At 62.7% G+C, this 12877-nt stretch carries 14 protein-coding genes and 1 pseudogene; 11 read left to right on the top strand and 4 right to left on the bottom strand.

Annotated elements, in window-relative coordinates; all coding sequences use genetic code 11:
- Nucleotides 1-28: 28 nt before the first annotated feature.
- The 3 genes from VF515_18165 (at nt 29) to VF515_18155 (ending at nt 2276) form a co-directional block, all read left to right on the top strand.
- The gene (locus tag VF515_18165; GenBank protein ID HEX7409556.1) at nt 29-241 is read left to right on the top strand and encodes a hypothetical protein; all 213 of its coding nucleotides are present in this window, start codon (nt 29-31) and stop codon (nt 239-241) included.
- Nucleotides 241-1371 (top strand): hypothetical protein, encoded by a 1131-nt coding sequence (locus VF515_18160; GenBank protein ID HEX7409555.1) that lies wholly within the window; start codon nt 241-243, stop codon nt 1369-1371. The genes VF515_18165 and VF515_18160 overlap by 1 nt, the downstream gene beginning before the upstream one ends.
- Before the next feature lie 128 nt (nt 1372-1499).
- Nucleotides 1500-2276 (top strand): enoyl-CoA hydratase/isomerase family protein, encoded by a 777-nt coding sequence (locus VF515_18155; protein ID HEX7409554.1) that lies wholly within the window; start codon nt 1500-1502, stop codon nt 2274-2276.
- Between the two features lie 50 nt (nt 2277-2326).
- Here the strand turns inward: VF515_18155 and VF515_18150 are convergent, their stop codons facing one another.
- Genes VF515_18150 through VF515_18135 form a run of 4 tightly spaced genes read right to left on the bottom strand, consistent with a single transcriptional unit; the run spans nt 2327 to nt 4796 of the window.
- Nucleotides 2327-3598 (bottom strand): alpha/beta hydrolase, encoded by a 1272-nt coding sequence (locus VF515_18150; protein ID HEX7409553.1) that lies wholly within the window; start codon nt 3596-3598, stop codon nt 2327-2329.
- The gene (locus VF515_18145; protein HEX7409552.1) at nt 3598-4041 is read right to left on the bottom strand and encodes a molybdenum cofactor biosynthesis protein MoaE; all 444 of its coding nucleotides are present in this window, start codon (nt 4039-4041) and stop codon (nt 3598-3600) included. The genes VF515_18150 and VF515_18145 overlap by 1 nt, the downstream gene beginning before the upstream one ends.
- Nucleotides 4013-4288 carry a molybdopterin converting factor subunit 1 gene (moaD, locus tag VF515_18140; protein HEX7409551.1) on the bottom strand — a complete coding sequence of 92 codons (276 nt, stop codon included), beginning with the start codon at nt 4286-4288 and terminating at the stop codon, nt 4013-4015. The genes VF515_18145 and moaD overlap by 29 nt, the downstream gene beginning before the upstream one ends.
- Nucleotides 4289-4298: 10 nt before the next feature.
- Nucleotides 4299-4796 carry a molybdenum cofactor biosynthesis protein B gene (locus VF515_18135; protein ID HEX7409550.1) on the bottom strand — a complete coding sequence of 166 codons (498 nt, stop codon included), beginning with the start codon at nt 4794-4796 and terminating at the stop codon, nt 4299-4301.
- A gap of 173 nt (nt 4797-4969) precedes the next feature.
- On the opposite strand from VF515_18135, the gene VF515_18130 reads away from it, so the two are divergent.
- From VF515_18130 to VF515_18095, 8 genes and pseudogenes are all read left to right on the top strand, one after another.
- Nucleotides 4970-7339, top strand: a complete 2370-nt coding sequence (locus VF515_18130; protein ID HEX7409549.1) for an FTR1 family protein — start codon at nt 4970-4972, stop codon at nt 7337-7339.
- Nucleotides 7311-7973 (top strand): FMN-binding protein, encoded by a 663-nt coding sequence (locus tag VF515_18125; GenBank protein HEX7409548.1) that lies wholly within the window; start codon nt 7311-7313, stop codon nt 7971-7973. The genes VF515_18130 and VF515_18125 overlap by 29 nt, the downstream gene beginning before the upstream one ends.
- The gene (locus tag VF515_18120; protein HEX7409547.1) at nt 7970-8983 is read left to right on the top strand and encodes an FAD:protein FMN transferase; all 1014 of its coding nucleotides are present in this window, start codon (nt 7970-7972) and stop codon (nt 8981-8983) included. The genes VF515_18125 and VF515_18120 overlap by 4 nt, the downstream gene beginning before the upstream one ends.
- Nucleotides 8980-9495, top strand: coding sequence for a hypothetical protein (locus VF515_18115; protein ID HEX7409546.1), 516 nt, complete (start codon nt 8980-8982; stop codon nt 9493-9495). The genes VF515_18120 and VF515_18115 overlap by 4 nt, the downstream gene beginning before the upstream one ends.
- Nucleotides 9467-9661 (top strand): hypothetical protein, encoded by a 195-nt coding sequence (locus tag VF515_18110; GenBank protein HEX7409545.1) that lies wholly within the window; start codon nt 9467-9469, stop codon nt 9659-9661. The genes VF515_18115 and VF515_18110 overlap by 29 nt, the downstream gene beginning before the upstream one ends.
- Nucleotides 9662-9804: 143 nt before the next feature.
- Nucleotides 9805-11307 carry a hypothetical protein gene (locus VF515_18105; protein HEX7409544.1) on the top strand — a complete coding sequence of 501 codons (1503 nt, stop codon included), beginning with the start codon at nt 9805-9807 and terminating at the stop codon, nt 11305-11307.
- A gap of 131 nt (nt 11308-11438) precedes the next feature.
- A pseudogene (locus VF515_18100) lies at nt 11439-12455 on the top strand (IS4 family transposase).
- Between the two features lie 131 nt (nt 12456-12586).
- A partial coding sequence (locus tag VF515_18095; protein ID HEX7409543.1) for an LLM class flavin-dependent oxidoreductase occupies nt 12587-12877 on the top strand: 291 nt, incomplete at its 3' end.

Below are 12877 nucleotides of genomic sequence, written 5' to 3'. Positions count from 1 at the left end.
TCAGGGACATCAAGGCACCACAGAGTGCATGCTCGCTGTAGCAGTCACACTGGCGCTTGCGTTCGCTGGTTGGCCGGCTTTCGCTCAGAACTTCGATTACTCCGATCATGCTCACATCGCCGCTTACGCCGATGTGCGGCTGGAAGCCTTTGGCAAACCGAACAGCAGGCAGTCTCCGATCTCGGATGCGACCGGTGGGCAAACGTTACCAGCGACGTTGGGACTGGACTACGCGTTGTGATGCACCACATCTACCTGGTCCCGGGCTTTTTCGGCTTCACCAATCTCGGTCGGCTGCGATACTTCGCGCATGTCCGAGAGTTCCTGGTCGCACACTGCGCCGCGTTAGGGCTCGATGCGGCAGTCCACGTCGTCAAGACCTTCCCCACTTCCTCGCTGCCGAAGCGGGCCGCGCGCGTTGTTGAAGCGATCGCCACAACGACCGGTTCCAACGGCGCTGCCGTCCATCTCATCGGCCATTCAAGCGGCGGATTGGACGTTCGTCTGATGGTCGCTTCCAACGTGTCGTTACCAACCGACTTGAATATCGAGCCATACGCGGCCTGCGTTCGAAGCGTCGTCACGGTAGCCACACCTCACTACGGGACGCCGGTTGCGTCTTTCTTTGCTACGCTCCTGGGCCAGAAGCTCCTGAGGCTCCTATCGCTGAGCACCATGTATTTGCTGCGCTTTGGGCACCTCCCGCTTTCAGGGCTGCTACAGCTCGGCTCCGTCTTCGCCCGGCTGGACGACTTGGGAATCAACAGCGCGCTGCTCGACGAGTTGTTCGGGCAGCTCCTGCAAGACTTTTCCGTCGGCCGACGGCGCGCGGTGGAGATCCTCTTTCGTCAAGTGTCCAAGGATCAGGCGCTGTTGGTTCAGCTCATGCCGGAGGGCATGGAGGTCTTCAACGCAGCGATCCGGAATCGCCCCGGGGTGCGCTACGGTTCCGTCATCACCCGCAGCAGGCGCCCGGGAATCGTTTCGACCTTGGCCACGGGGCTGGACCCCTCAGCACAGGCGACCCACGCCGTCTACGGCGCGCTCTACCGGCTGGCTGCGCAAACTCCACGCGGCCGATCGCCCCGCCTAACTGCGGAGCAGGCCCGCGCCCTACGCCGCGCCTATGGAGCCCAGCCCAGCTTGACGGCCAATGACGGAATGGTACCCACACGCTCGCAAGTGTGGGGCGACATCATCCACGCGGTCCAAGCCGATCATCTCGATGTGATAGGGCACTTCAGCGATCCGTCACAGACGCCGCCTCACGTCGACTGGCTGGCGACCGGAAGCGGCTTCAACCAAGAGCAGTTCGAGGCGCTGTGGTCGGATGTGATCCAGTACATCGTCAAAGGTGCAGAGCATTCTTAGGAATGGTGGAGGTCCGATGCCAAGGAGGTGAGGATGGTTTCCAAGGAAGAGTTGCTTGCCAGGGCGCAGAAGCCTGCGGAGGACGCCATGCGGTTGTACCGCGTTGCGCGCGGGTTGAAAGGAATGTGATGGCTTACGAAACGTTGATCATCGAGCAACAGGGACCGATTGCGTATGTGTGGCTCAACCGTCCCGAACGGCGCAATGCCCTCAATGCACAGGCGCTGGAGGAGATTGCCGCCGCATTCATCGAGTTGCAGCGGTCCTTCGAGACACCCGTCGTCGTTCTCGGCGGCCGTGGTCAATCCTTTTGCGCCGGCGCGGATCGCAAAGATCCGCCGGCCGCACGCATGGCCAAAGGGTCGGGAGCGGGTCCACGCGAGCGCCGCTACGCTTCGCAACTCGGCCGGCGGGTGCTTGCCGCCATCGAACAGCTCGACGCCATCACCATCGCCCGCCTGCACGGCCACGCCATCGGTGGCGGGTTGGCTCTGGCGCTGGCTTGTGATTTTCGCATTGCCGCGACTAGCACGATCTTCCAGATTCCCGAGGTCGACCTGGGCATCCCCTTGGCGTGGGGCGCAGTGCCCAGACTGGCAAGAGAGGTCGGGGATGCGCGTGCGAAGGAGCTGATCCTGCTATGCGATCAATTCGATGCCCTGGCGGCGGAACGCTACGGCCTGCTGAACCGCGTGGTGTCCGAGGACGGGCTCGATGCGACGGTCAATGATTGGGCGCAGCGATTGGCGGCAAAGCCCATCTCGGCTGTGCACATGACCAAGACGCAGTTCCGCGCCTACGCACAGAGGGTACCACTGGGTGACGTTACTGAGAATGACGGCGACCTGCTGGCCGCGGCTGTCTCCGAGGATCCAACGCGTTTCGCCTTCAAGCCAAATCGGTGAGGTGGATGTGGGGGCGACCGCAGGAATTGAATCAGCCGAAGGGACTGCGCTCATCCGACGGCGGCTCGACCGTCAGCCTGCTGGGCGGTAATGTGCTGGCTGTACAGATAGGCGAGGAAGCGTTCGACCCCGTGGATCACGAGCGCGGTGCGTAGTGACGGAAAGATCTCGAAGGCGTGCTGCGCGCCCGGCAACTCGGCGTACACAAGAGGGGCTCGCGCCGTGCGGCGGAAGGCCTCGCAAAAATGGCGAGCTGCCGCGACGGGGACCAGCGTGTCGTGGTCGCCGTGGACGACGAAGAAGGGCGGCGCGGCGGCGTCGATGCGGCTAATCGGTGAAGCCTTCTCGTAGGCGACGGGGTCTTGCTCAAGGGCGACCTTCATCACTTTCCCTTGCAGCAGTTTCGACATCGCGTTGTTGCGCCACACCCCGTTGCGGTTGGTGAAATCGTAGACGCCGTAGAACGCGACGCATCCCTGCATCGAGGTGTCAGCGTCCTCGAAGCCCGCCTGATACTCCGGGTCGTTCGCGGTGAGGGCGAGCAAGGCGCACAGGTGGCCGCCAGCCGACCCACCGGTGACCACTAGGAATCCCGGGTCGGCACCGTACTCGGAGCCGTGCTCGCGGATCCACTGCACCGCGCGCTTCAAGTCGATCAGATGATCCGGGAATGTGGCCCGTGGGCTGAGGCGGTAATCGGCGCTGATGCACACCCACCCGCGCGAGGCCAGATGCACCATCAGCGGAATGCCCTGTTCGTTTTTGCTGCCCAGGATCCAGGCACCGCCGTGAATCTGCAGCAGGGTAGGGCAGCCGGCTGGGCGAGAGCGGTGGCGATAGACATCGAGCTTGAGATGCACGCCCGCGGCGGTGGTGTAGGTGATGTCACGGATACGCTCGACGTCGGGATGGCGCGTCGGGAATGGCAATAGAATTTGCCGCCAGTCGATTGCCGGTGCGAACTTCGCGCTGACTTCGGGCAGGATCCTGTCGTGGTAACGTGTACCCAGTCCGTCACGCAGGGCCCGTTCAACCACAGCCTCCGCCTCGTGAGCCCTCCAGTAGGCGTATCCCATCCCTGCCCAGGAGAGAAGGGAGATGAGCAGGCCGAGCATCCCCGGCCACGCGTGCAGGGCGCCGAGCCACACGAAGACCAGTGTGGCCAACACCTGCCAGGCAATTTGGTGCAGGGCCAGCTCCGTCGTCAGCCAGCCGGCGAAGAAGCTCAGGGTGGCGCCACGGGCCGAGGCGTAGGTTGGACGATAGGCGTTGATCGTGAACCACGCACCGATCGAGGTTACAAACAAGAAGAGCCACGGCATCAGGTGTTCTCCGACTCCGACTCGAAACGTTTGCCTGTTTGCGATCCGATCCAGACCTCGCCGCCGTCGAAATGCTCTTTCTTCCAGATGGGGACGACTTCCTTCAAGCGGTCGATGGCGAAATGAGAGGCTTCAAAGGCGGCGTGACGATGGCCAGCCGAGACCGCGATGACGACGCTGGCTTCGCCGAGAGGCACGACGCCGATGCGGTGAACGATGGCAACCTGCTTGATCGGCCACCGTTGCTTGGCTTCCTCGCCGATCTTGCGCATTTCAGCCAGTGCCATCTCGGGATAGGCCTCGTACTCGAGACGGATCACGCGACGGTCCTCGTTGTAATCGCGCGTCGTGCCGATGAAGGTGACAGTTGCGCCTGTCCCCGGATCCGCGACGGCTGCAGTCACCCCCGCGACGTCAATCGGCTGCGAGACGATCTGATACATCCGTTCCTCCGCTGACCGGTGGAATGAGTGCGACCTCGTCATGCGGTGAAAGCACGTGCTCCCCTTTCACGTACTCTCGGTTGACGGCGAATGTGACTGACGAACGCAAGTCCTTGAGCTGTGGATGTTGGGCGCACAGCGCCTTCCAGAGATCGTTCACGGTGGCGCCTTCGGGCAATTGATACTCGGCTTCGCTGCAACGCAGGCGCTCGCGTAACGAAGCGAAAAAACGCAGTTGAACCATCATGCGAGTACACTCATCCGCGAACCAGACCAACAACGTGGCCGAGTTCCGGTAAAATCAGCTTGGTCATCGCCAGCTCTACGGCGGCGGTCGAGCCCGGGACCGAAAACACGATTCGCTTACCGACCACGCCGGCGGTGGCGCGGCTCAACATGGCGGCGGCGCCGATCTCCTCGTAGCTCAGCATGCGGAACAGCTCGCCGAAGCCGGAGATGTCCTTCTCGATCAGCTGGCTCACCGCTTCGAAGGTCGTGTCGCGCCGCGCCAGGCCAGTGCCGCCGTTGATGATGACCACCTCCGCTCTGAGTGGTGCTGAGCGGATGGCGGCGGTGATGAGTTCGGGCTCGTCCTTGAGGATCTGATAGTGCTCGATCCTGTGGCCGTGTTCCAGCAGCAACTGTTGGATGCGCTGGCCGCTTCGGTCTGTTACACGAGTGCGAGTGTCGCTGACGGTGATGACGGCGCAGCCGATCGTCGAGGCATCGAGCTGGTGATGTGTGTGGGCGCTCATTACTACTGCCAACATAGCAACCTGGTGAAGCGCGGGCAAAACTCGGCTCGCCGGGATGCGGTTGTGCTACGATGTGAAGATCAGCGCAAGAAAAGCGGAGGCTGCGATCACTTGACTTGCTGCCGCAGGCGGACTAACTGAGATTGAGTTTCAAAATCGTCGTACCGGACCCAATGACTGTGAGCCTCTACCGACATTTCCGTACCGCGACCGCCCTCACGGTGCTGCTGGTCGGCAGCGCCTACGCCGCCACCGCGGCGAGAGCCACTGCGGTGTCGCCTGAAGACGCGCGGCACGTGCTGACGCTGCTGTCTGCCGTTGGTGAAGAGTACCGCGAAGGAGTTCAGGATGGCACAACCGTGCGGCCGATCGAACTCGAAGAGGCCCAGGCGTTTATGCAGGATGCGCGGCTGCGCTGGCAGAAGCTTGCGGCGCAGCTTCCAGAGGGAGACCTGACGCAGCTCTTCGACGAGGCTAGCCTGGCAATTGCCAACAGGGCCGCCGCCAACGACCTCACGGCGAAACTGACGCAGTTGCGCCAGCGCGTGGCCGCCGTCAGCGGCGTTCCCGAAGAGGTCTATCCGCCGAAGGCGCCGTCCGCGACTCACGGCCAGGCGCTGTTCGATGAGCACTGCGCCTCCTGCCACGGTCAACGCGGTGACGGCAAGGGGCCGAGCGCCGCTTGGTTGAAACCACCGCCCGCAAATTTCACCGAGGCGCAATTCATGCGTGGCGAGACGCCGTACGACTTTTATCACGTCATCAGCCTGGGGAAGAAGAACACTGCCATGCCGGCATGGGATGAGGTCTTGTCGGTTCAAGACCGGTGGGACCTGGTGAGCTACGTGTGGACGTTCGCATCGACCAGTGCCGGTGCCGCCGAAGGCCAGGGCCTCTACCTGGCGCACTGCGCCAGTTGCCATGGGGTCGGTGGCGATGGCCGGGGAGCGTTTGCGGACATCCTGATGAAATCCGCGCCCGATCTCAGCCAGCCGCAGGCCATGGCGCGCCAGACCGATGCCGAACTCTTTGCTGCCACAACTCACGGCATTGCCGGCTCGCCCATGCCGGCGTTCGCAGGCGCGCTGCGCGAGGACGAGCGGTGGAAAGCCGTGGCCTTCCTGCGGTTGCTGTCGCTTGGGGGGCCAAAGACCAGGACGGGAACGCTTGAGTTCGGCCCCCTCACAACGCCCGTAAGCAGTGTGCCCGATGGGGCGCAATCTCGGCCTACCGATGCCGAAGCAGCACTGGTGGAATGCGGGCGTTTGCTGGATGCCGGCATGGCGGCGTATGCCCGCGGCGATGCGCCAGCACCGCTGGCCGTGGCCGACGCGTACCTGCAGTTCGAGCCGCTCGAGCAACGACTTGGTGGGGTCGCGCCTGGCCTGAAGGAGCGCACCGAGGCGGATTTTCTGCGCCTGCGCCAAATTCTCCGCACGCCGGGCCATGGCGCGGAAGCGCAAGCGGGGGCACGTGAGATCCACCAAGACCTGACCGCCGTGCGTACGGCGTTGCAGCCGCACGCCAGTCCGTACGCGCTGTTCATCGAGTCCGCGACCATCATCCTGCGTGAGGGTTTGGAGATCGTTCTCGTCATCGGCGCCTTGATCGCGTACGTGGTCAAGACGCGTAACCTCGCTATGCAGCGCGCCATTTACGCTGGCGTTGCCTTGGGTGTGGCCGCCAGCTTCGTCACCGCCTTTGTCCTGAGTGAACTCCTGCATCTGCAGCCAGCCGCTTCAGACGTGCTCGAAGGCCTGACGATGCTGCTGGCCGCCGTGGTCCTCTTCTGGGTGAGCTATTGGCTGATCTCCAAGTCGGAGGCGGCACGGTGGCAACGCTACATTCAAAGCCGCGTTGAGACCGCGCTCACCGGCGGTCGCAGCTTGGCGCTCGGGAGCGCCGCGTTTCTAGCCGTGTATCGGGAGGGCTTTGAGACCGTGCTCTTCTACCAGGCGCTGTATGCCAGCGCGCCAACGGCTTCCATGACCGTGACCCTCGGATTCATAGCCGGCGCGATCGCACTTCTCCTGGTGTATTTCCTGTTCCGCCGTTTTGAGATCCACATCCCCATTCGCCAGTTCTTCTTCGTGACCGGCCTGTTCTTGTATATCATGGCGGTGGTGTTTGCCGGTCAAGGCATTCATGAGCTGCAGGATGCGGGGATGATTGGCGCGACGTTCGTGGCCTGGGTTCCGACGCTTCCGTTGATCGGGATGTATCCATCGGTGGAGTCACTGGCGGCACAGGGGATTTTCGTTGCACTCCTGCTGTACGCGACGGTGGTGACGCTGCGGCGCGGGACGAAGGTTGCGGCGGAGAAGGAGGACGATGCCGCGACCGAGCTGCGTGCCCTGAGAACGGTGATGGAAGGGATCCGGCAGGAACTCAATAGCATGCGGATCAGCCAGGCGTCGCCTTCCCTGGCGGCCGTGGGGGACAGGCTCGAAGGGTTGTTGGTGCGGGTTGAAGAGCTGGCGGGGAAAAGTGACGTGAACATGCCGGGGGCCGGCCGTGCGAACGGAGGTGGGAGCCGCCAATGAACGGGTGCCCACCCCCGAGGACGTATCACTCATTGTGACCTACCATCGATCCCGTCCGGCCTCTTCTATTGGCCCGATCGTTGTTGCCGCGGCGGCCATTGCGGCATTGGTGCTGTGCGACCGTGCCTCAGCCCAAGAAGGCACGTTTCTGAGCGAAGCGCAGGCCCCCGCCGCTGTATTTCCCGACGCCGACAGCTTCGTGCGAGAGGTGGTGAATGTCACTCCGGAACTGCGAGAGAAGATGCGGGCGGTCCTGGGTGCGACGCAACTATCCGTTTGGGAAGATCAGTACGTGACCTTCAGGGCCCTCCACGGGGGGGTTCTGATCGGTTACGCGATCATTGTCGAAGAGATCGGCAAACACCGGCCCATTACCTTCGTTGTGGGTGTGCAACCCGACGACAAGGTCAATGATGTGGCCGTGATGGCGTACCGGGAGGCCTACGGTGGTGAAGTGCGAAACAAGCGCTTCTTGACGCAGTACCACGGCAAATCGTCGGGCGACGCTCTGCAGCCGTATGCCGACATCAAGAACATTGCCGGCGCAACCCTCTCGGTAGAGGCGGCTGGGCGCGCCGTAAAGAAGGCGATGGCGTTGGCGCGGGTGGCGTTTGGGGCGCGAGGCGGCGGATGATACGGGCTGTGGTGGTGGCCGCTCTCTGCATTGCCCCATACCCACTGTGGGCGAACAGCGTTACGGAGGTGCACTACGTCATGGGCACGTATTTTCGCATCACGGCCGAGGATCCCGATCCGACACGCGCCCGCGCCGCGATGCGGGAGTGTTTCGCCGCCGCGCGCCAGGATGACCAGCGGTTTTCGCGCTTTGACCCCGCCAGTGAGCTGTCGCAGTTGAACGCGGCGGCCGCCGATCCGCAGCCGACGGTTGTCAGTGCGGACATGGTGGCACTGCTGCGCCGCGCCCTCGACCTGCAGGCGTTGACCGGTGGCGCCTTCGACGTCAGCGTCGGCGTGCTGACGCAACTGTGGCGGACATCGGCTGAGTGGCCGACTCGTTCGTCGGTCGATGCGGCGCAACGGACCGATGGTGCGCGCGCGGTGACCCTGATCGGGTCCACCCTCATGCGAAGGCCCGGTGTGCTGCTCGATTTCGATGGAATTGCCAAAGGCTGGACGGTGGACCGGTGCGTTGCTCGACTGCGTGCCGCCGGCGTCGAGCGCGCCTTGGTGAATCTCGGTGAAAGTAGCCTCTACGCCATCGGGGCGCCGGGTGACGCTGGTGGCTGGGCAGTGACGCTGCGTGGCCTGGCCGACGACACGGCGGTGGGCACTCTGACCCTGCGCGACGAGGCGGTGTCGGTGTCCAGCGTGTTTGGTCACGCGCGGCGCATCGGTGCGAGGCGTGTCGGTCACATTGTCGATCCCCGCAGCGGCCAGGCGCTGACTTCACCGGCTGCTGCGGTTGTCGTCGCGGCCTCTGCGACCGATGCGGAAGCGCTTTCGAAGGCGTTATTGATCACCTCGCCGGGTGGTGACCGGCGCAGGCGCCCAGATTGGGCGAACGCTCCGCTCGTCGGTACGTTGCTCATCACCCCGACGGGCGTGCGGCGCACCGGGCCCATCCCGTTCCACGCCTTCAAGACGCCTCGGCGCATGGCGCTTGCCGCGGAGGCATTGCAATGAGGGCGTTTGCGTCCAACGGATATTTGCTCCGGCAGGCGAAGCTGGACGTGCGGCTGGTGTACACCGGCTTCCTGCTGCTGGTGCTGGTCGGCATGCTGACCATGGCCGCATTTCAGGCGTATCATATCGGCCCGACGCCGAGCCGGATCGCGGCGTACTACCGGGGCGGCGACAGCGGCGGTGAGATGACATTTCCGAAAACCTTCCGCCAGCTGGTCGAAGTGACCCACTTTCACTCGTTCATCATGGGGATGGTGTACCTGGTGCTTGCCCATCTCTTTCTCGCCACGACGGTGAGCCCTAACCTGAAGCGCGGCTTGATCGTGCTGGCGTTCGTAGGTTTGGCGGGTGATTTAGTGTCGCCCTGGCTGATCCGCTACGTCTCCGGCGCGCTGGCGTATGTGCAACTGGCGTCGTGGCTAGCGGAATGGGTGGGGTTTGGTGCGTTCGTAGGTGTTCCGCTCGTGGAGATGTGGTTCGGTAATGGCAGCGATGAATTGCCGCCCGAGTGAATGGGACCTGCGCTGCCACTGTGGCAGCTTGATGGCGCGGGTGACGGTGCAGGGTATTGAGTTGAAGTGCCGGCGCTGCAAACGCGTCGTGGTGCTTGCTGCGGATCAGGTCCGCGATCGATGGGTGGTGGTGACGGTTCACGATGACGAGGCGATGAGCCGCTGAGTACAACGACAGACGGGACGCCTGCCGGTTGGTGGGCGTGCGGCCAGCGACCAACGCGTCCAGAGCCCGGTTGAGAGGTCGACTCTTCCGGGCTTTTTTCTGGGGAAATGCGTGGACAGGCAAAGCGAAAGGAGGGGGCATCAATGAAACTAAGAAAACTGGCAGGCACCTTGGCGGTGTGTGCCGCCATCGGCGGGGGCGGCGGTTTCGTCGGCGCGCATGCTGAGAACCTGCCGGACAAGATCCAGCGCATGGAACAAGAGCTGGAGCAAATGAAGCAGGAACTCCAGCGGCAGAAAGAGGTACAGGAAAAGGCCCAAGCGGAGCAGCGCGCAAAGGAGCAAGCAGCCAAGCCGGTCACTGAGGCGTCTTCGCTGCGCGAGTTGACCGACCGGGTGAAACTGGGCGGATACGGATCGTTTCGCTTCGAAGGCTCAGATCTCAAGGATCAGAAGACGAGCTTCGTGTTCCGCCGCCTCGTGCTGACCGCCGACGCCAACATCGCGCCGCACTTGCGCAGCTACGTCGAGTTGGAGTTCGAGCGCTTTCGCAAGTTGGAAATCGAGAAGAGCTTCGGCCCCTCGGCCACCGAGCAGGGAATCGAAGCCACGAATCACTCCGAAATTTCGCTGGAACAGGCGTGGATGCAGTACGACATCGAGGATTGGCTCAAGTTCCGCGGCGGCGGCATTCTGGTCCCGCTTGGCCGCTTCAACCTCAATCACGACGACAACCGCTGGGATTTGCCGCGCCGCTCGCTGATCGACCGCGGCGTGCCGGTGCTGCCGACGACGGCGGCGTGGGACGAAATCGGCCTCGGTTTTCTCGGCGACATCAACGTCAGCGACCAAGGTGAACTCGGGTATCAGGTGTACGTGATGAATGGCGTCGCACTAGACAGTGAGTTCGAGCAAGTCGTCAAAGATGGGAAGGCCGTCACCGAGGTGAAGCTCAGCCCATCGACCGGCGGCTTCGCCTCCGACGTGAAGGACTCGAAAGCCATCGCCGGGCGCGTCGCCTACAGCCCTGCACTGGGTCACGAGTTGGCCGGCTCATGGTACTATGGCCAGTACACGCCCGACTTTCTCGGCAAGCAGGACTTGTGGGCGTTGAGCGCCGACGGGCGCACCGGTCGCGGACCGTTCGAGCTGGAAGGCGAGTTCGTTCTCACGCGCTTTGATGGGACGCACACAGTCGCGAAGGAGCTGGCCGACACCGTGCACGCGATGGCTCCCGAAGCCAGCACGGCCGCGTTTACGCTCGCGAATCTCGCACGCAACAGGTATGGATACTGGGTCGAAGCGCGCTATCGCTTCTGGCCGGCGTTCTTGAACGAGACGTTTCTCGGCCGCAGCTTCAGCAATCCACAGCTCATTGCGGTGCTACGCCCCGAGCAGGCGTGGCTCGACGATCTCATCGAAGAGATCGACATTGGCAAAGCCGTCACGACCAGCAACCGCCGCGTTGACCGCATCAGCGTCGGCCTCGCGTATCGCCCCGTGCCGCTGGTCGTCTTCCAGCTCGCGTATGAGTACACGCGCACCGACAGCGGTAAGAGTCTCGCCACGGTAACCAATTTCCTTCCGGCGCGCGCATACGAGAACGACGCGCAGACGGTGCTCGTCGGCATCGCGTTCGGGTTTTAGGCTTCGCCGGTACAGGCTCGCAGAAAGGAGAAGGGGTCACTAGTGTCCGGTTCAATTGAAGCCATCCGGCCGCAAAGCCAATGCCGACACGGGTGCTGAGCGATTTATGGGTGTCCGCGATTTGAATTTCGTTGACGTGGCGGGAGTCCTTACGCGACATCGAAACCTGTCTTGCGGCCAATCAATCCAAGCTGTTTCACATGGGGCTGAAGGGATCGCCTGCTCGCTCTACGTTGGCCGATGCACTCAACCTTCGCGACTGGCGCATCTATCACGCGCTGGCTCAGCGCTTGATCGTGCGCGCGCTGTACGCCAACGACCCGTCGGTGCTGGCACTCGACGCCAGCATTTATGCCTTGGACGCCACCACCATCGATCTGTGTCTGAGCTTGTTCGAGTGGGCGCCGTTTCGCTCGACGAAGGCGGCCATCAAGCTGCACACGTTGCTGGACTTGCGTGGCGCCATCCCGGCATTCATCCACATCAGCAACGGCAAGGTGCACGACGTCAACGTGCTCGACATCCTGTCCATCGAGGCGGGCGCCTTCTACGTGATGGACAGAGGCTATGTGGACTTCCGCAGGCTCTTCCGGCTGCACCAGGCCGCCGCCTTCTTTGTCACGCGGGGCAAGCGCAACCTCAACGCCAGACGGGTGTACTCGGCCCCCACCGACCGCGACACGGGCGTGATCTGCGATCAGATGATTGCGCTCAATGGGCACTACTCCCGCAAGGACTATCCGGAGCACCTGCGGCGGGTGCGCTTCAACGACCCCGAGTCGGGCAAGACGCTCGTCTTCCTGACCAACAACACGACGTTGCCCGCGTTGACGATCGCCGCCCTGTACAAGAGTCGCTGGCAGGTCGAGCTGTTCTTCAAGTGGATCAAGCAGCATCTGCGCATCAAGCGATTCTTGGGCACAAGCGAGAACGCCGTGAAGACGCAAATCTGGTGCGCCGTCTCCACCTACGTGCTGATTGCCATCGTCAAGAAGGAGCTTCACCTCGATGCCTCGCTCTACACATTGCTACAGATCTTGTCGGTCTCGGTTTTCGAGAAAAACCAGCTTTCATGCGCCTTGCAGCCCACTCGATCCCAAACAGATCCACCACCAACCGACAATCAATTGAATTTGTTCACCTTTTAACCGGACACTAGTGAGATCTGATATATCTAAAATTTGTCCTTGATGCAGATTCGGAGACCGGCTACACGTTTGCTGGGTAACTCCTGCTGCGTTTGCGCTCTCGGCGGTAAGTTCATGTGAAAGGTTCGGCCATGAAGTTTGCGATCCGCGTCCCCGCAAATTTTCTCTATCCATCCATCACCAGCCCGTGGGAAGCACAGGTCACCGCCGCCGACACCATACGCTTCGCGCGGAAGGCTGAAGAACTCGGCTTCGATTTCTTGTGGGTATCGGAACACATCGTCGTAGTACCTGAGGTTGTGCCGTTCCAGGGCCCACGGTTCTACGAAGCGGTCAGTGCGGCAGCCGTCATCCTCGGCGCCACCACGCGCGTGCGACTGATCGCGCTCGACTTGTCCGACTGGGCCGCGGTGCAGGCCGTG

The organism is Candidatus Binatia bacterium, assembly GCA_036382395.1.
In the GTDB taxonomy this organism is placed as follows: Bacteria; Desulfobacterota; Binatia; order HRBIN30; family HRBIN30; genus JAGDMS01.
Note: the sequence above shows the minus strand (reverse complement) of the source record. Positions and strands in the feature narration are given on the sequence as shown.